Raw genomic sequence first — 18,011 nt, forward strand, 5'->3', positions numbered from 1 at the left:
TTCTCAGAATCCGAAAACCAAGCAGCCTAGTAGCGGCACGCGACTACAGGCAACCACAAGAGGTGACGATGTGACGCATCCTGAACCGGAAACATCCCGGGAATTACTCAGCCACGCATCGCGCCTCTTGGCCAGCGTTTGGAACCGACGCCTTACCGGCCTTGGCATCACCTATGCCGGCTACCTCGCCTTGTCAGCAGCAACCACCAGCCCGACCCCTCGCCAATCTGCGATAGCACAATCACTTCACGTCAAAACCCCCACCGCCGGCGGCATCCTGGATAGGCTGGAACAGCAAGGCCACGTCATCACCTACCATCCAGCAAACGACAATAGGTGCCGGATGGTCCACATCACTCCTCGCGGGCGAAAGGTTCTACAGGTCGGCCGCGACATCGAGAAATCTCTCTTGACAGGAGCCGAGGGGCTACGTGCCCAACTCCTGCAAGTCCTTCCCCAACTTCTGCAGCCAGGCGTGATCTAGTACGTTCTGTTGACGGGGTGTGGGGGCGGGGAGCCTGCCGCGGAACCACAGCCGGCAGGGCCGACAAGTGCAGCGCCGACAAGCGAGGCTCCGACAAGCGCTGTGCCGGAAACCACTGAATCGCCGGAACCTGAAGTGCTAAGCCCAGTGACTTACACGGTTTCGGGTGGCTTCGAGACATATGACGCTATGTCTGCTGAGTGACGGTGACGACCACCCTTTATTCGAGCCGTCCGCGTCCGACGCGAAACAGTTGCGCCATTCGTTTCCTCCCCGGGCTTCATGAGTCTTATACGCCCTCGAGTGACCCCTCACCCGTCTTGTCAATCTGTCTGGCCACCGCAAGATGAACACCAGTGTCCGCGACACGGTCAACCGACTCCAAAGATTCAACGATTTCCTTGCCCTCGCTCGTCTCTATCAACAGGCGCCCCCTACGAGCGGGCCGGTTTGTTCGCGCCACTTCCCGCAAGCTTGCTTCCAGCATCGGCTGACTCTGACTCCCACCAAGAACCAGACTCAGTGGTGGCTTGGTGCCCTCCGCAAGCTCCAAAGCCTTCACCACCCCGACGATCGTCCCTGTCCTATCCAACACGGCCATACCAATACGTATCCTGCTTAGGCGTGCCATGTTCTATTCCTATCTTTGAAGCAATGGCCTCCTAAGCTATCGAGCGAGCATGGCTAGAGGCAGGTAAATGGCTGGGAACTGAGTGGAAGAATTCAGGGAGGATGCGGAAAGCTAGCTCGGGATTCCCTGTACGGGGTGTGAAGGTCAGCGCGGCTGACGCGAGACACAGGGTATGTGACGTCGCAACGGTGTGAATAACGAGTAGGTAAAGCTGGGGTTACGCCGCGATATCGACTCCTGCGACAGAGGTAACGAGCGAATTGCTCAGCTAGAACCCGGCCTACTAAGGATGCTTACGGTGTTAGGGTCGCCCTCGAAATTACCAATCCACAAGATGGGCCGGACCCAACTTAGAGGAGGACATGCGAACTATGAGTAAGCGCACTTGGATGAAGAGAGCAGCGGCGTTATCGATCCTGCCGATCAGCGCTCTGGGAGTAACGGCCTGCGACGGGACATCGGGTTCGGAAGAAGGAGCGGACGTCGGGAGTTGACCTCGACGATGCTCTCTACGAGGACTGGGAGGGCGAGACCTACGTCCAAGCGAGCACGGTCGACACCTCAACGGCCGGATCTGCGCAATCACCGGAAAGTTCTCGTCGTGGACACCCGGGTGGGCGTCCCCGGATAAATTTCTCGACAACGCTGGCCGCCTCACGGCTAACCTTCAGTAGAAAGCACATAAGAAGGAGAAATAAGCCTTGCATACTCATAGGAATGGCGCCCACGTCCGTGGGCAACGTATCGGTGATGCGTGCAGGCCCGCAGCCGTTCTCAGCGTCGTGGCCGCCGCCATATGGTTCGGGATACCGGAAACCATCGGCTTCAGCATCCTCACAGTCGGGCTGATGTTTCCCCGGCCCCACCACCTCGCCGGGCTTTTCGACGCGGCATTCAGCGCGACGATACTCCTTGCTTCCTGGAGCGCGGGGGCTGCGGCGATCATCGCCGGCGCCCTGCTGGCTCATTGGAAAAACCAGGCCGCCGACATCCAAAGTTCAGCGAAACCATGAGCGCCTCCAACCCCGCCGGCATGACCAGCATCTGGAACACGCGCGCCGGCCACGCCACGGTCAAGCTACTTCTGGTGATCCTCGCCGTCTTCGCTGCCGTCATGGCGATCAATGCCCTGACCGCGGTGCAGCTGGTCCTCGTACCAGTACTGGTCGCGCTGCTGCTGACCGCCGCGATCAGTCCCCTGGTTCACTTCCTTCAACGCAGCGGCATGCCAAAACCGGCGGCCACCTTCATCTCCCTGCTAGCGGGCATCCTCGCCCTGGTCGGCTTGGGAGCAGCGGTGACCTATTCCATCTACGCTCGGTGGGATGAGCTGAGGGCCAACACTGATGCAGGCTTCGGCAGGCTTGAAAGAACCATCGCCCAGAGCCCGCTACCGTTCTCAGAACAACAGATCCGGCAGGCGCGGGAGAATGCGATCCAGTCCCTCACCGGGGGGTTCTCCGCTGGTGATGCCATCGCAGCCCTCAACACCGTCGCGGTGTTCCTGACCGCCCTGCTACTGACGATTGTGGTCCTGTTCTTCTTCCTCAAAGACGGCAAAGCCATGTGGTCTTTCCTCACCCAAACCCTCCACGGGGACCGGCGCGAGCGGACCATGCGCGCAGGTAGGAACGCCGTGGAAACCATGGGAGCCTACGTCCGCGGAATCACGATCATCGCCGCCATCGACGCGGCAGGTATCGGACTGGCCATGCTGCTGCTCGGGGTTCCCCTCGTTCTACCCCTGACTGCCATCGTCTTCCTCGGCGGCTTTATCCCGGTCGTCGGGGCAACCATCACCGGGATCTTCGTCGTCCTGGTCGCATTCGTCACCAATGGCGCCGGCACGGCCCTAGCCATGGCTGCCGCCGTCATCATCGTCCAACAACTCGAAGGTAACCTCCTGCAACCGGTCATCATGGGCAAAGCCGTCAAACTCCACCCGCTGGTGGTCCTCCTGGCACTGGGCGTCGGGGGGATCCTCGCCGGTGTCATCGGAGCAGTCCTTGCCGTGCCCGTAGCTGCGGTGATTTGGACCGTCATCAAAGGCTGGAACATGGCCACACCCGATCAACCGATGCCTCTGGGAAGATCAATCGGGGAGGAGCATTCATGACCGATGTGACCGTTGGGTTGGTCGCTGATCCCGGACTTCCCCGAGAGATTGTTGATTCTCTGATGAATGGCTTCAAGCAACAGCTGGAAAACCGTTTCGCCGGTCAGGCTGTTTGGCAGGTGGAGACCAGCAGCGAGAAGTTGCCCCTCAACGCCGAAGGTGAAATCCCCTTTCTTTCCCTGGCCAGGAGACTGCAGGCAGAGAAGCATTGGGATTACTTCATCTATCTGACTGACCTGCCCCGGCTCAAAGACGACACTCCCATGCTCTGCGAGATCGACTATGCAACCAACGCGGCGCTCATATCGCTTCCCACTCTCGGGGCAGTGGCCATCAAATCCTCGGTCCAGAGGCTCATACTGACGCTGATTCACCTTATGAAGGATCAACAACGTCCTGACAACGCCCAATTGTCGAAGGACATGGGTTTCGGGAGGACTCGTTTCCAGTTCCTGGAAGAGCCGAGTGAGGTGGCCTACCTCACTGCTCCGGGCGTGTGGAACCGTCTTCGGCTGCTGACGGGAACGATCCGCAGCAATCGTCCGGGACGACTGGTCCCCGCGCTTTCTAGCTCCATGGCCGCAGCGGCAGCGACCGGAGCGTTCGGTATCTTCTACGCATCTATCTGGCGGATGGCTGACGCGCTCCCACCCGTGCGGCTACTCCTCATCAGCGCCCTTGCCATTTCGGCCCTCAGCATTTGGCTCATTGTCCACAACGGGCTGTGGAACTCGTCGAGCCATGTCTCGACACCGCGGAATGCCGCCTGGGACAACGCCTCTGCAATCCTCACAGTCCTGCTCAGCGTCACAATGATGTACGCCGCCCTCTTTGCGCTGGTCTTCTTCGGTGCCGTAGCCGTCATCTCGACTGAATATCTTCAATCGGAACTCCAACACCCAGTGAACTTCACGGACTACATAGAACTTTCATGGCTTGCCGCCTCCCTCGGCACAACTGCAGGAGCGCTCGGCTCAAACTTCGACAGCGACGAGGCAATCCGGGAAGCAACCTACAGCCGCCGACAACACGAACGAAGGAAACTGGCTGATTCCGAAGAGGACTGACCCTCCCCGCGACGCTGCAAACCGCGGTTGCTCCTTTGCCCCTGCCGGAACGGCTCTATCGCTGGTTTTGTTTCGGGATGACAACTTTTCGCAGCACAATGACTGCCGCAGCTGCCACGGGAACCGCGACGAGGGCCCCGATGATTCCGCCCAATGTGCCTCCTGCCACCACGGCGATAACGACCAATGGTCCGGGCACCTTGACCATTGTGTCCATAATCCGGGGCGTGAGCAGGTAGGCCTCGATCTGCATGTAGATGAGGTAGTAGATGGCGGCCGCCAGCGCAGTCAGCGGTGAGGCGAGCAGGCACACTCCGGTGATGATCAGGGAAGAAGCAATGGTACCCACCAGCGGTATCGCCGATCCCAGGAAGGCAACTAGTGCCAGCAGCAATGGAGTGGGAGCGTTGATGGTCGTGAGGAAAATGGCCGTGAGGACTCCGTTGATCAGCGACAACAGGAACTGTCCGGCGATATACCGGCTGATGGATTCGGAAATGTCCTCGGCGATACTCGCGAAGGGCGCCCGTACGCTGGCAGGAACGAGCTCATACAGGGTCGCTTTGGTTGCCCCCAGGGAGGAGGAGAAGTAGAGGGTGAGGATCAGGACCAGGATGACGCCCGTGACCGCTTCGGCCAGTCCCACTCCGAAGGACAGGACCCCACCTCCCACCATTGCAAGATTTCTCGGGCGGCTGAGGAATACGGACAGCTGTCCGGTCACCGCACCGAGGTCCACAAAGTCGCCCAGCAGCGCCTCAGTCGTTCGGAACCAGCTCGAGGCCATCACCGAGGCGATGAAGGCCGGCACCGCCCGTATCAGATCGCCCACTTCCCTGACCAGCAGCGGAATCAACCAGTACAGCACTGAGGCCAAGGCTGCGAGCAGTATGAGGAAGACCACGGCGACCGACGCCGGCCGAGGGAGTCGCCTGCTGAGGGCGCGGATTACCGGTTCAATTCCCAGCGCGGCGAAAAAAGCCAGCCCCACATAGGTCAGCAGCATGGCAAGGGATGAAACGACACCCCAAACTACAAGCCCGACACCCACACCCAGGGCGCCCGTAAGCCCGACACGAAACGCCCTGAATCTCTTCGGCTTTTTCCTCCCGCCCACGCCGGACGTCGCTGATTCCGGCGGAACTCCGTCAGGCGTGGCCGGATCAGTGGGCTGCATCCGCCCATTCTCCACCGCCATGCGGGTATTCAAAACCCGCGCGGGTGGTGAGGCCGGACCAGTCGCCCGCCAGCCTCGGGGAATCTAGGACTGACGCACCAGCGCGTATCCGAAGGACTCCAGGTGCACCTTGTCCACGGCCTCATCCGTCAACAGGTCCGTACCGGATACCTCGATTGCGACGGCGTCCGCACCATGGTTGATCAGTGTCACCACATCGCCGCGCTGGGCGACCTCCACATTCTCGGGCAGCCCCTGGAGCACTGGCACGACGCCGGCACCCTCGAATACCTGCGCACTCACCAGGCGTGCGCCGTCGTCGTCTGGCACTGTTGCGAGGTAATAGGCGCGGCCGGCGCCCGCAGCGCGGCCGGTGAAGGCAGGCAGACCCTCCGTGCGGCCGCCGCTGAAGGAAGCAAGCACTTCAGCGTCCACGGCGGCGATCTCCTCGGCAAGGTACAGGCCGTCGAACGTATCCGATCCGAATGCCACGGGCGCCGTCCGCTGTCCCGGACCGGTTGACTGCGGCGGCACCAATGCGCCGAACTCCTCAAGTGATACACCGAGCAGCGGACCCAACTGGGTGAGGTACCCGCCCTCGCGGAAGCGGTCGTACGCGTCAACGACGTCGCTGAATGCGGTCAGCAGCAGATGCCCGCCTCCCTCGACGAAACGCGTGAGGTTCGCGGCGCCGTCGTCCGTCAGCAGGTACAGCTGCGGCGCGATGACGACGGCGTACTGCGCCAGGTCCGACGTCGGCTGCACGAAGTCAACCTGCACGTGCTGACGGTGGATGGCGTTGTACCAGCGCTGCACGCACTCGACGTAGTCGAGGACAACCGGGTGGTCGGGATTCTCAATCGCCCACCAGTTTTCCCAGTCGAAGACGATGGCCACGCGGGCGTCCCTGGAGCCGGCGGGAAGATCGGGCAGCGACGCGAGATCCTGACCCAGCTGGACAACCTCCCGCCAGGTCCGCGTGGAGGTGCCGGCGTGCGGCAGCATCGCGGAGTGAAACTTCTCGGCGCCCGCACGGGACTGCCGCCACTGAAAGAACAGGACCCCGTCGGCGCCGCGGCCGACGCTCTGCATGGACAGCGCCTGCATCTGCCCGGGGGCCTTCGGCGCGTTGGTGGGCCGCCAGTTGAGCGCGTTAGTGGACTGTTCCATGAGCAGCCAAGGGGTGTCCGGCTTGAAGGAGCGGATCAGGTCGCGCTGGAACGCGCCGGCACGGAAGCTCTCGGGTTCGTTGGGGTCCGGGTAGCAGTCGTCGGAGATGACGTCCATTTCCGCCGCCCACTCCCAGTAGTTGGCGGGCTTGAACGCACCCATGAAGTTGGTGGTGACGGGCTGGGTGGCTCCGGAGGCACGGATGATGTCCCGCTCCATCCGGTAGCACTCAAGCAGCATGTCGGAGGTGAACCGGCGGAAGTCGAGCAGCTGGCCCGGGTTGTGGCTGTAGGGCGCCTTGCGCGGCGGGAAGACGTGATCGAAGGACTCATAGTGCTGCGCCCAGAACCACGTTCCCCAGGCGGCGTTCAGCTCTTCGAGTGTGCCGTACTTGCGCTTCAGCCAGACGCGGAAGGCATCCCGTGCGGAGTCGGAGTAATCGAGGTTCAGGTGGCATCCGTACTCGTTGTTGACGTGCCACAGGACCACCGCCGGGTGGTCGACGTACCGTTCGGCGATACGCTGCACCAGTGCCGAGGCCAGCCGGCGGTACGAAGGCGACGACGGGGCGTAGTGCTGCCGGCTTCCGTGCCAGTACGGTGCACCGTTCTCGTCAGCGGCGAGGATGTCCGGGTAGGCGACGGTCATCCACGGCGGGGGCGACGCCGTCGCCGTCGCGAGGTCGACTGCGATGCCGGCCTCGTGCAGCATGCCGATGATGCGGTCAAGCCATTCGAAGTCGTAGACGTCCTCAGCGGGCTGGATCCGGGACCACGCGAAAATGCCGAGGCTCACCATCGTGACCCCGGCTTCACGCATCCGCTCGATGTCCTCGGGCCAGACTGACTCGGGCCACTGCTCAGGGTTGTAATCGCCGCCGTAGTGCACGATGGTGTTCCTTTCAAGAGTTGGAAAGCTCTAAAGCTTGCGCTCGCGTTCCTTCACAACGAGTACAGCAAAAACAAGGCAGCCCATTCCGGGCACGATCAACGGCGGCAATTGCCACGTTACGACGACGGTGAGCACCAGCGCGACGATCAGCGGGCCAATCGCCCCGCGGTCCGCAACAAAGGCCTGCAGCCCGTCCCGCACGGCCTGCCGCCAGCCCTTCTCGGGACTCCAGCGGACAGCGGCCTGCAGCAACGCCAACGCGAATGCGGTCAGTGCCAGCAGCCCGACAAGAAGTACTGCCTGCCAGCCCGGTAGCACCTGGGTGCCGGCGAGCAGGAGGTTGAAGAGCAGGACCGCGGCTAGCACCGCCGTCGCCAATCCCACAACCCAACCGGTACGGAGGGCGGAAAGGAAGTCCGACCACCACTGGCCGAGCGTGGATCGCTCGGCCAGCAGATAGCGGTGTAGGTGCCGGGTGGAGGCTGCCATCGCCGCCGGAAGGGTAATAAGCAGCAGTCCGCCGGCAACGGTGAGAATGCCTATCCACAGCACTTCCGCGAACAGCGCGAACTTCCCCTCGGCGCCCGGCCACTTGAGCTGGGTGCCGTCGAGCTGGGGTCGTTCGCGCCGTTTGCGTGCGCTGCGGGGTGTCATCCCTTCAGGCCCTGGGTGGCAACGCCATCCACGAGGAACCGCTGGAAGATCACGAAGAACAACATGACCGGCAGCAGAGCGAGCACGGCGATCGCAACCGTTGCGCCGTAGTCCGAACCACTGGTTTGGTCATTGAAGACACGCAGTGCCAGCGGAAGCGGGTAGTTCTCCGGCGAGTTCAGGTACAGCAGCGGGCCGAGGAAATCGTTCCAACTCCAGATGAACGCGAAGATCGAGGAGGTGATGAGCGCCGGTTTGATCAGCGGAACGGTGATGGACCAGAAGATCCGCCAGTGGCCGCAGCCGTCGATGCGTGCCGCTTCGTCGAGTTCCTTGGGCAGGTTGCGGATGAACTGGACCATGAGGAACACGAAGAACGCTTCAGTGGCCAGGAACTTGCCAACCAGGAGGGGGAAAAAGGTGTCCACCATGCCGAGGTTACGGAAGATCATGTACTGGGGAATGATCAGCACGTGGAACGGGAGCAGGAGCGTTCCGATCATCATCGTGAAGAACAGCGGCCGGCCCTTGAAGTCGAGACGGGCGAAAGCGTAGGCAGCCATTGAGGAGGAGATGACTGTGCCGATCACCGCGCCGATGCCGAGGATGGTCGAGTTCCAGAAGAACTTCCAGGTGGGAATGCCTGCTACACCCTCCATGACCTTGACGAAGTTCTCGAAGGTGGGGTTTTCGGGCAGGAGGCTATTGTTCGAACCGAATTCGGCGCTGGGCTTGAAGGAAGCCGAGATCATCCACAGGAGCGGATAGAGCACCAGCGCAGTCAGCAACACTATGCCGACAATCCAGGCCGCCGTAGCCGCAGTCTTGCGTCGGGGCTGGCGGCGCTTGCGATCGGATTGGACCGGGGGTACTGCCGTGGGGTTAGATTCGATCGTGGTCACTTTGTGTCACCTCCGTAGTGCACCCAACTCTTGGAGGTGCGGAAAAGAATGAACGCGAGGATGCCTACCGCGATCAGCAGCACCCAGGCCATCGCCGAGGCGTAGCCCATCTGGTTGTTCGTGAATGCGCGGGTGTAGAGGTAGACGGTGTAGAAGTTGGTGGCGCCGGCAGGGCCGCCGGTACCCGAGCCGATGATGTAAGCCGAAGCGAAGATCTGGAAGGCTCCGATCATCTCGAGCAGCAGGTTGAAGAAGATCACCGGGGAGAGCATCGGCAGCGTGACGCTGAGGAACTTGCGCCATGCCTTCGCGCCGTCCACGGAGGCGGCTTCGTAGAGTTCGGCGGGTACCTGCTTCAGGCCGGCAAGGAAGATGACCATGGGTGCGCCGAACTGCCACACAGCCAGGAGGATCATCATTGGCATGATCAGGGTCGGCACGCCGATCCAGCCGCCAAGGTTGATGCCGAACAGGCTCAGTCCGCTGTCGACGGGACCGTCGGCGGAGAACATTGCCCGCCATACGATCGCGATGCTGACCGAGGCGCCGATGAGACTCGGTGCGTAGAAAGCCGAGCGGAAAAACGCGGTGCCCTTGGTCTTGAAGTTCAGCAGCATGGCCACGGCGAGTGCTGCGGCCAGCTTGATAGGTGTTCCCACGAGGACGTAGATCAGGGTGATCTGTACCGATCCCCAGAACACGGTGTCGCCGGCCATGCGTTCGAAGTTGCCCAGGCCGGTCCACTTCGGTGCAGTGAAGAGGTTGTAGTCCGTAAAGGCGAGGTACAGCGAATAAAGCATCGGGCCCAGGGTGAGTGCAAAGAGCCCGAGCAGCCATGGTGAAAGGAAAGCGTAACCGGCAACGGTGTCCCTGCTGCGTTTGCGTTTGGGCTGCCCACCCGTCCGGCGGTTGCCCGCCGGACGGGTGCCGGGTTCGGCGTTGGTGCGGGTGTTTGTTGGCGCATGCGCCGATCCCGTGATCATGAACTGCTCCTAATAGCGGTGATAGCTAAGGTCGATGTTCAGCTGCCGAGCGTAACGGCGGCCTCGTCAAAGAACTGCTGTGCGGCTTCTTCAGGAGTTGTAGCGCCCAGGCCGATTGAGGTACCCAGCGTGAGGAAAGTGTTCTCCAGTGCGCCGTAGCCGACAACCGGTGCGGCGGGGGGATCACCAATGCGGTCAGCAACCGAGTCCAGGTATTCCTTGACCTCAAGCTCGGGGCCTTCAAGGGCTGCGCCTTCGAGGGCAGTCTCCGAAGCGGGGACGCCGAGCGATGCGCCGAAGATCTTGCCGACCTCGGGGCTGTTGACCAGGAACTCGACGAAGGCGACAGCAGCTTCAGGGTGCTCGGTTCCAGCGGATACTGCGTGCAGCATGGACGGCTTCTGGTAGAGGTCCTTCACTGACGGATCACTGGTGGGAGGAGCGAGAATGGTCAGATCTTCTGCTCCGGTGTCACCGAGGTAACCGCCCATGAAGTTGGACCAGGTCATTTCGCTTGCGGTGAGGTTCGAACCGAAGCCTGACTTCGGGAGTACTTCCTCCAGCGTGCGGGCGGGGATGACTGCTTCGCTTTCGCGAAGCTCAGCCGTGCTGCCCCAGAATTCGGCCAGCTCTTCCTGGGTGAAGTTGAGCTGACCGTCTTCGGTGAAGAGTTCGCGGCCCTCCTGGCGGAGCTTGAGCTCAAAGTTCTGGATGCGGCCGGTGTAGTCGGTTCCGCCCCACACCTCGTCGCTGGCTTCGCTGACGCGAACCATGTACTCCTCGTACTCTTCCCAGGACGTTCCGCCCTCGTAGCCTTCGACGCCGGCCTTCTCGATGAGTGCCGGGTTCTCGAAGAGCGACCAGGCGTTGTAACCGGTGGGAACGCCGAGAGTCTGATCCTCGAGCTTGCCGGTGGCCAGCAGGGTCTCGTCGATCGTGTCGGTGGTCAAACCGTTGCCGACGTACTCCGACAGGTCGAGGAGCAGTCCGTTCTGCCCGTACTGACGCAGGTAGCTGTAATCAAACTGCATGACGTCAGGAAGACCGCCGCCTGCGGCTTCTGTCTGGCGCTTCTCCCAGTAGGCGGGGAAGTCCATGAACGTGCCGTTGATGTCGATGTTCGGGTTTTCTTCCTCGAACAGTGCGATGGCCTCGTTGTAACGCTCGGCTCGGTCGTCATTGCCCCACCAGGTGAAGTTGAGGGTGACTTCCTCGTTCGGGTCAGGGGTGCCGCCGGCTTCGCCGCCGCCGTTGCCGCCACATGCCGTCAGCATGAGAGCTGCTGCGACAGTGACTGCTACGCCGGATCCGGCGCGTCGTGAGATCTTATTGAACATCTTTGTCCTCCTGGGAACGGCTCAGATATGAGGTGAAGCTCTCGGTCCGCTGGTACAGTGGTGCACATCACGGAAAGCGCTCTCCAAAGAGACTAAATTGAATCGTCTCAATGCGCAAGACCTATTCCTAGAATAGTGTGACTTGTGATACTTCCGAGACCGAAAAGAGCGAAGGACTCCTTACATGCCGCAGTTTGATCTCCCTCTCCGCGAGCTCGAGCAGTACGCGCCGGACCGCACTGAACCCGCGGACTTCGACGCCTTCTGGGAGAAGACGCTCGCCGAAGCCTCGTCCTTCGCTCTAGATGCCCGCTTCGACGAGATCGACGCCGGCTACTCCGAGCTGGTCACCGAGGACGTCACCTTCGCAGGCTATGGCGGGCACCCCATCAAGGGATGGATGCTTCGGCCCCGCTCCGCCTCCGGCCCCCTGCCCACCGTCGTTACTTACATCGGCTACGGCGGCGGGCGGAGCCTCGTCGGCGAGTGGACCGCCATCCCGAGCGCCGGTGTCGCGCATTTTGTTATGGACCTCCGCGGACAGGGTGCCGGCCACAGGAGCGGCGACACCCCTGACCAGGGCGTGAGCGGCCCACACGTCGGTGGCCACCTGACCCTCGGCATTGACTCACCGGAGACGTATTACTACCGGCGGCTGTTCACCGACGCGGTGCGGGCTGTGGAGGCCACCCAGTCCCACCCGTTCGTTGACCCGACGAAGGTGCTCATTTCCGGTGGCAGCCAGGGCGGGGCCATCGCGCTCGCGTCGGCTGCGCTCTCCCCCACCGTCCTTGAGCATGCACCGCTGGCCGCGATTGTGGACGTGCCGTTCCTCTCGCATATCCGGCGCGCAACCGAGATCGTCGACACCGCCCCGTACAGCGAACTTGTGCGCTACCTCGGGATCCAGCGCGGACGGGAGGAGGAAATCTTCAACACCCTGAACTATTTCGACGGCGTCAACTTCGCCGCCCGCGCCACCATGCCGGCGCTCTTCTCGGTAGGCCTGCTCGACGACGTCTGCCCGCCGTCGTGCGTTTACGCCGCCTACAACCACTACGCCGGCGAGAAGTCGATGAACGTCTTCCCCTATAACGGGCATGAGAACGGCGGCGCGGCCCAGAACGCTGAGCACATCCGTTTCCAGCGCGAGGTGTTCGCTTCGGCCTGAGGTCAGGTTCGAGGAGCTGAAGCCGTCCTGGCAGTCCCGGATTTCCGCGGACGGCCCGGTCCGGGGATCATTGATCGGTGCCCGATAGTGCCCCACCGCTTCTGACGCTCGGCGTCGTCGTACCTCCATCCCTTGACCCGGCGTCCGTGCAGGAACTGGGCGAGGCCCTCCCCCGGCTGCTCCATGAGCAGCACCCCGGCGTCGGGTGGCGCGTGTCCGTCGCGGTCGAAACGCTCGATGGCCGGGCGCCGTCGGAGCTGCTGGAAACGGCGCGGGACCGGCTGCTGGACGAGGACTGGGATCTCGCCGTCGTCGTCAGCGATCTTGCCCTCCGCAGCGGGCGGAAGCCGGTACTTACCCAGATCAGCCCCGTTCACAGGGTGGGGCTGGTGGCGCTGCCTGCATTGCGTGCAGTTGGCCGCAAGGAGAGCGTTCCGACGGCGGTGGCGCGGCTGGTCGGCCCGCTGGTCGGCTGGGACGAGGACGACGAGCCCGAGGACCGCGCCCGCTACGCCCGCGAGCTGGTGGAGGACCTACCCGACCTTGCGGATGAAAACCCCATCCAGTTCACCGGGCGGGTGGTGGCGGGGAACGTTCGCGTGCTGCTAGGGCTCATCCTCGCGAACCGGCCCTGGCGGTTGGCGGTCACGCTATCCCGTGCACTGACGGCCGCGGCTGCCGCCGGCGTGGTGACCCTTGCGACGAGCGACCTCTGGCTGCTGGCCACCGCCTACGGGCCGCTGCGGCTCATCCTGTTGACCGTTCTTGCGGTCGGCGCGGTCACGCTGACCCTCATGATCGGCGCTGACCTGTGGGAGCGTCCGCGGCGGCGTATTGAGCGCGAACAGGTGGCGCTGTTCAACCTAGCGACCACCGCGACCGTGGTGGTCGGCGTGGTCACCTTCTTCGGGGCGCTCTTCGTCCTGTCCTTCCTGGCAGCGGTGCTGCTGGTGGACTCCGGTGTGTTTGCCGCCGTCGTCGGTGAGTCGGTGGGCTTCGCGGAATACGCGCAGCTCAGCCTGCTGACCGCAGCGCTGGCGACGGTGGGCGGTGCGCTGGGAGCGGGACTGGAGAACGACGACGTCGTCCGCGCCGCCGCCTTCACCCGCAACGACGTCTGAAAATTGCGCGGATAAAGCGGGTCCAGCTGCGCCGGACCCGCCTTATCTGACCGAAATTTCCGGAAGCTACCGGACCATATTGAGGACAGTCTGCACTCCGTTGTCGAGAATGGCGCGGGCTGAATCGGACACGACGTCCGGCTTCTTGCCCTGGTTGAGCGCCTTCTCGAAGCGGTCCATCGCCTTTCCTACCTTCTCGAGGTTGCCCTGCTCGACGGCCTCCTGGGCCTGGGCCAGCGACGTTTCGAGCTGCTTGGCAACCGGACCGGCAACATCACCGCTGGCAATCAGCGACTCAAGCGTGGCCTGCAGGTAGGCAACCAGACCGGGTGTCCAGGCATCGGGTACCGGGACGTTCGCGAAGTCCATGTCCGACGCCAGGTAGTAGCTCGTGTACGACGGCTGGTTGTAGGTGGTGTTCTGGCGTGCCACCTCCGCGCGGTACTGCGGGTCCTGCATCAGCGTGGTGAGCTTGTGCTCGGTGACCTCGGTGCTGAGGTACACGCGGATTGCGGAGCTGTCATCCGTGCGGACAAACAGTTCCTCGCGCCAGTCGCCGAATGCATCGGCCACGAGCGAGGGGTTGCCCTTGGTACCGTTGTTGGTCTGGGTACCTTCCGCTGTCAACAGCGTCCCGCGGGTCCAGTCGTCAATGGTCGGGTTCCCGTTCTTTGAACGGTTGACGATCTGCGTGGTCAGGTCCGCTGCCCACTTGATGCTCATGTTGGTGCCCGGAGTCTTGGAATCGACTCTCTCACCCTCGGCGCTGAGCAGACCCGATCCGTCGCTGCCGCCCGGCATACTGGCCCACACTTCAATGCCTTCGACGTCGGCGCGCACATCGCCGATCATGCCGCGGCCTGTGTCACGTCCCGAGTACGCACCGAAGAGGACCTCACCGGTTGCGGCGTCGCGCATGACCGAGCCGTAAGGGGCCCAGCGGCCACCTTCGTGAACCGTCCAGATTTCCTGGCCGGGGCGGTTGGGATCGATGTCGGTCACGTGCATGGCGTCGCCGTGGCCCAGTCGGGCCTGCGTGCCCGGTGCGCCGCTGCCCTCGGGCATCTCGGCGAACGAGCTGTTGAGGAGCGAGCCGTCGTCGTCGATTGTGGCAGCGCCATAGACGATTTCCTGCCGCCCATCCCCGTCGACGTCAGCTGCGCTCAGCGAATGGAAGCCCTGCGTGGTGATGGAGCCGAACTCGGGGTCCGTTCCGTCAACACCGTGGGGACCGTCGTTGAACGGGTTGGTCATCGGCGTCCAGCCGCTGTCCACGTTCCAGACCTTGGAGAGGTTCTTGCCGTCCCAGTTGTAGGCGACAAGGGTGGAGCGGGTGTAGTAGCCGCGGGCGAAGACCGCCGACGGGCGCTGGCCGTCGAGGTAGGCGACGCCGGCGAGGAACCGGTCCACGCGGTTGCCCGGCTCGATGCGGCTCATGGCGTAATCGCCCCACATGAGGCCGTCGTCGTGCCGTCCCGGCTCGTAGTCGACGGTCTGGAGCTCTTCGCCGGTAGCGCCGTCGAACACGGTGAGGTATTCGGGGCCGTCGAGGATGAAGCCCTCGAACGCGCGGAGGTTGTTGCGGGTGCTGCGGCCCGGGGCGTACTCGTCGATGAAATAGTCGGCCATTGCACGGGCGTCAGCATCGGAAAGCGGGTACTCGTAGCGCTCCTCGATACCGAATGCCGCCTCGAGCGTTGCAGGCCAGTTGCCGGCGACAACCTCGGGGTGCTCGTGCCAGCCGGCGAACATGTCGACCACGTGCTCGTAGTAGTCGGCCGCGCTCTTCCGGTAGTCGTCTTCGTTGCTGTAGCCGGCGGCGATGTCATCGGCCGGCATGGTGATGAAGCGTTCGTTGGTGACGTTGCCGGCGTCGTCGTAGGTGAGAACCTTGGTGCCCGGCGCGGTCTTCATCATCATTTCCGTGCGGCCGTCGCCGTCGAAGTCGTAGACCATGAACTGCGTGTAGTGCGCGCCGGAGCGGATGTTCACGCCGAGGTCGATGCGGTGCAGTAGCGTGCCGTCCATCGTGTACGTGTCGATGTAGGTGTTGCCGGTGTACCCCACCTGCGAAACGTCCTTCGAGTTCGAGGGATCCCACTTGACGACGTACTCGTATTCGCCGTCGCCGTCCGCATCACCGATGCTCATGTCATTAGCGGAGTAGGTGTAGCTCTCACCGGCGGGGGTGACGCCGTCGGCCGGCTTCTGCAGCGGGATGTCGGTGTGTCCCTGTGCCCAGGGGCTCACCTCTGCGCTGCGCTGCAGTTCCACACCGTCGACGACGGCGGCAACCTGGTAGGTCGCGTCAGCCGCGCCTTCAGCGTCGATGTAGTTGGTGCTGTCGGTCACCGTGGCTATCTTCTCGCCGTTGCGGTATACGGCGAAGTCGGCTCCGGTCTGGCCGGTCTCACTTGCACCGGTGACTTCGGTGGCGAGGAGCCGCCAGCTGAGGAACGTGCCCTCCGAGGTACTGGCCGCTACGAGTCCACGGTCGAGGTGTTCGAGTTGGATGCCAACCAGGGCATCGGGGGCCGGCGCTGCAGCGGCCGGAACGCCGCCACCTCCGGCGATCAGGGCTGCACTGAGAGCGAGCGTTGCTGGTACGGGGATGAAGCGAAAGCGCGAGTTCATCTTTGAATCCTTTCAACGGAAAGCGCTTTCTCAACGTTAGGCGAACTGCAGGAGGTGGTCAAGGTTTTTGTAACGTTGATGTGTATCCGGTTCGGGCTCCCGTTGAGGGCCGTTATGGGACGAGCTTGACGTCCTCGCCCAGCAGGTTGGCACGGAAACCGTCACTCTGGACGGCGACGTCCTGGAGCACTAGACCCTCGGGCAGGCCTTCGATGTCGTGCTCAATGGTCACAAATCTGCGCACGACGGTGGCGATGACATCGGAGAGGAAGTCGGGCCCGCCAATGTCAATCGAGCGTGGCTCCATAACGAGCCTGCCGCCCTCAACCTCGACTGTCCCGGTGGCGGTGACACGCAACTCGCGACCCAGGGCCTCAACGGTGCGAACCACCGTGGCCTGGCCGTCGTCGGCGGCGCGGACCTCGGTCCCGTCGCCGAGCTCATCGGCAACAGCCCCGAACGGCACTGTTGCGTCTACGGTGAGCCGCGTAGCGATCAACCCGTCCGGACCCGTGACCACGTCCTGCCCGACGGCCCGAACATCGCGGAGCGTCGACCCCGAGGTCACTACCGTCCCAGCGTCCAGTCTGAGGTCAGCGAACCACACCTCATCCTCGCGAAGGTCAGCGGGAGGCTCTTCGCTCGGAGGGCCTTCCGCGCCCACCGTCGGGGACGGCGCTGGTCCCCCTTCGTCCCCGCCGACCGGGTCGCTCACAACCCACCAGAAGATCGCGACCGTGACCACCAGGAGCAGGAGCATCCCAGCAGCACCGATCAGCCAGTCCTTCGCACGCGTCCACTCCATGAGGACAGTCTGGTGGCTCGCCGTCCAAGGCGCGAGTCCCAATCAGGTCACGACTCAGCGCTTCCACCGAGCACGTCCACGTGCACGTGGTCGAGATGCCGCAGGATCTCATTGGCGGGTTCGGGTGCGTCGTAGTCGTGCCATTGCCCTCGAGACAGGTGTGCGCTCCAGAACCGGTCGTCGAAGATAACGTACTGAATGTTGAGGTCCTCGGCATGAGCGACGAGCCAGTGGGCCAATATCCACCCTTCACGCCGGTTCTCTTCGGTGACCGGACGGAAGAAGATATCGATGGCCCGGCCGTCGTAGTGCGTCGAGTCGGCTCCGTGTCCCCGGTCAACGCCGCCCGGGGCGAACCCGCCAAGACTTTGCTCACCGAACACTTCGGTCATCGCCTCGAGCAACTGCTCGGCGCGCGGTGTCAACCCCGTGGCAGTCATCTGCTGCTCCGGCAGGTCACTTGCCGCTGAGCCTCGACAGGTCAAGCTGGGACCGGCGTCTTCCGGCGGTCCGTTGGCCAGCCGCTCCAACACCCGTTCGTCGATGCCGGAGGTGTCCGGGGCCTCCAGTCCTCGGGCCGAAAGCGCCACGGCCGTCGTGGCCAGCTGCGCCTCATCACGGTCGAGTCCGACTTCTCCCTCCGAGGTCTCGACGGTGCACTCCGCGGGTGCCGACAGGGGGCCGCCCTCGGTGCGCAAGCCGGAACTGCAGGACACCCCTACAAGCGCGAGCAGCCCGAGCAGCAAAAGGGCCGCGAGCCAACGAATGGGATGGCTCCTGCCACGATGCGTCTCGCCGGTCCTCATGACAGGTGCAGACGTGATGCTCTGACTACGATGACGTGCCCTTTCGCCGCGGTGAAGTACTC

At 63.2% G+C, this 18,011-nt stretch carries 15 protein-coding genes; 6 read left to right on the forward strand and 9 right to left on the reverse strand.

Annotation, left to right across the window (positions count from 1 at the left end; all coding sequences use genetic code 11):
- Window positions 1–70 precede the first annotated feature (70 nt).
- The 4 genes from AC4D1W_RS12875 to AC4D1W_RS12890 all read left to right on the forward strand — a co-directional run bounded on the left by AC4D1W_RS12875 (window position 71) and on the right by AC4D1W_RS12890 (window position 4,298).
- Window positions 71–484, forward strand: coding sequence for a MarR family winged helix-turn-helix transcriptional regulator (locus AC4D1W_RS12875; RefSeq protein ID WP_490891793.1), 414 nt, complete (start codon window positions 71–73; stop codon window positions 482–484).
- A gap of 1,332 nt (window positions 485–1,816) precedes the next feature.
- A complete protein-coding gene (locus AC4D1W_RS12880; RefSeq protein WP_490891792.1) occupies window positions 1,817–2,128 on the forward strand; it encodes a hypothetical protein in 312 nt (103 codons plus the stop codon).
- The gene (locus AC4D1W_RS12885) at window positions 2,125–3,231 is read left to right on the forward strand and encodes an AI-2E family transporter (RefSeq protein ID WP_490891791.1); all 1,107 of its coding nucleotides are present in this window, start codon (window positions 2,125–2,127) and stop codon (window positions 3,229–3,231) included. The genes AC4D1W_RS12880 and AC4D1W_RS12885 overlap by 4 nt, the downstream gene beginning before the upstream one ends.
- Complete coding sequence (locus tag AC4D1W_RS12890; RefSeq protein WP_490898997.1) at window positions 3,228–4,298, forward strand: hypothetical protein; 1,071 nt, start codon at window positions 3,228–3,230, stop codon at window positions 4,296–4,298. The genes AC4D1W_RS12885 and AC4D1W_RS12890 overlap by 4 nt, the downstream gene beginning before the upstream one ends.
- A 55-nt stretch (window positions 4,299–4,353) precedes the next feature.
- Here AC4D1W_RS12890 and AC4D1W_RS12895 read toward each other — a convergent pair whose 3' ends face one another.
- The 6 genes from AC4D1W_RS12895 to AC4D1W_RS12920 all read right to left on the reverse strand — a co-directional run bounded on the left by AC4D1W_RS12895 (window position 4,354) and on the right by AC4D1W_RS12920 (window position 11,412).
- Window positions 4,354–5,475: an AI-2E family transporter gene (locus AC4D1W_RS12895; RefSeq protein ID WP_490898998.1), complete on the reverse strand. Its 1,122-nt coding sequence runs from the start codon at window positions 5,473–5,475 to the stop codon at window positions 4,354–4,356.
- An 84-nt stretch (window positions 5,476–5,559) separates the two neighbouring features.
- Window positions 5,560–7,533 carry a beta-galactosidase gene (locus AC4D1W_RS12900; RefSeq protein WP_490898999.1) on the reverse strand — a complete coding sequence of 658 codons (1,974 nt, stop codon included), beginning with the start codon at window positions 7,531–7,533 and terminating at the stop codon, window positions 5,560–5,562.
- 30 nt (window positions 7,534–7,563) lie between these two features.
- Entirely contained in the window at window positions 7,564–8,190 is a 627-nt protein-coding gene (locus AC4D1W_RS12905; protein WP_490893033.1) for a hypothetical protein, read from the reverse strand.
- Complete coding sequence (locus AC4D1W_RS12910) at window positions 8,187–9,092, reverse strand: carbohydrate ABC transporter permease (RefSeq protein WP_490899000.1); 906 nt, start codon at window positions 9,090–9,092, stop codon at window positions 8,187–8,189. Before AC4D1W_RS12910 ends, AC4D1W_RS12905 begins: the two co-directional genes overlap by 4 nt.
- Entirely contained in the window at window positions 9,089–10,075 is a 987-nt protein-coding gene (locus AC4D1W_RS12915) for a carbohydrate ABC transporter permease (protein WP_490899001.1), read from the reverse strand. Before AC4D1W_RS12915 ends, AC4D1W_RS12910 begins: the two co-directional genes overlap by 4 nt.
- Window positions 10,076–10,113: 38 nt before the next feature.
- Entirely contained in the window at window positions 10,114–11,412 is a 1,299-nt protein-coding gene (locus tag AC4D1W_RS12920; RefSeq protein ID WP_490893030.1) for an ABC transporter substrate-binding protein, read from the reverse strand.
- 184 nt (window positions 11,413–11,596) lie between these two features.
- Here AC4D1W_RS12920 and AC4D1W_RS12925 point away from each other — a divergent pair, with 184 nt between their 5' ends.
- Entirely contained in the window at window positions 11,597–12,583 is a 987-nt protein-coding gene (locus AC4D1W_RS12925; RefSeq protein WP_490899002.1) for an acetylxylan esterase, read from the forward strand.
- Window positions 12,584–12,660: 77 nt separating this feature from the next.
- Window positions 12,661–13,704 carry a hypothetical protein gene (locus tag AC4D1W_RS12930; protein ID WP_490893028.1) on the forward strand — a complete coding sequence of 348 codons (1,044 nt, stop codon included), beginning with the start codon at window positions 12,661–12,663 and terminating at the stop codon, window positions 13,702–13,704.
- A 66-nt stretch (window positions 13,705–13,770) separates the two neighbouring features.
- Here the strand turns inward: AC4D1W_RS12930 and AC4D1W_RS12935 are convergent, their stop codons facing one another.
- From AC4D1W_RS12935 to AC4D1W_RS12945, 3 genes are all read right to left on the reverse strand, one after another.
- Entirely contained in the window at window positions 13,771–16,338 is a 2,568-nt protein-coding gene (locus AC4D1W_RS12935; protein ID WP_490899003.1) for a rhamnogalacturonan lyase, read from the reverse strand.
- Between the two features lie 112 nt (window positions 16,339–16,450).
- Complete coding sequence (locus AC4D1W_RS12940) at window positions 16,451–17,143, reverse strand: LmeA family phospholipid-binding protein (RefSeq protein WP_490899004.1); 693 nt, start codon at window positions 17,141–17,143, stop codon at window positions 16,451–16,453.
- A 47-nt stretch (window positions 17,144–17,190) separates the two neighbouring features.
- A complete protein-coding gene (locus AC4D1W_RS12945; RefSeq protein ID WP_490893025.1) occupies window positions 17,191–17,949 on the reverse strand; it encodes a VldE C-terminal domain-containing protein in 759 nt (252 codons plus the stop codon).
- Window positions 17,950–18,011: the final 62 nt, after the last annotated feature.

The sequence above is a fragment of the Arthrobacter sp. TJ-170 genome, assembly GCF_058269305.1.

Coding starts and splice junctions, on each gene's coding strand:
- AC4D1W_RS12895 (WP_490898998.1), bottom strand. CDS start 5,475: ATGCAGCCCACTGATCCGGCCACGCCTGACGGAGTTCCGCCGGAATCA.
- AC4D1W_RS12925 (WP_490899002.1), top strand. CDS start 11,597: ATGCCGCAGTTTGATCTCCCTCTCCGCGAGCTCGAGCAGTACGCGCCG.
- AC4D1W_RS12945 (WP_490893025.1), bottom strand. CDS start 17,949: ATGAGGACCGGCGAGACGCATCGTGGCAGGAGCCATCCCATTCGTTGG.
- AC4D1W_RS12905 (WP_490893033.1), bottom strand. CDS start 8,190: ATGACACCCCGCAGCGCACGCAAACGGCGCGAACGACCCCAGCTCGAC.
- AC4D1W_RS12935 (WP_490899003.1), bottom strand. CDS start 16,338: ATGAACTCGCGCTTTCGCTTCATCCCCGTACCAGCAACGCTCGCTCTC.
- AC4D1W_RS12890 (WP_490898997.1), top strand. CDS start 3,228: ATGACCGATGTGACCGTTGGGTTGGTCGCTGATCCCGGACTTCCCCGA.
- AC4D1W_RS12915 (WP_490899001.1), bottom strand. CDS start 10,075: ATGATCACGGGATCGGCGCATGCGCCAACAAACACCCGCACCAACGCC.
- AC4D1W_RS12940 (WP_490899004.1), bottom strand. CDS start 17,143: ATGGAGTGGACGCGTGCGAAGGACTGGCTGATCGGTGCTGCTGGGATG.
- AC4D1W_RS12920 (WP_490893030.1), bottom strand. CDS start 11,412: ATGTTCAATAAGATCTCACGACGCGCCGGATCCGGCGTAGCAGTCACT.
- AC4D1W_RS12885 (WP_490891791.1), top strand. CDS start 2,125: ATGAGCGCCTCCAACCCCGCCGGCATGACCAGCATCTGGAACACGCGC.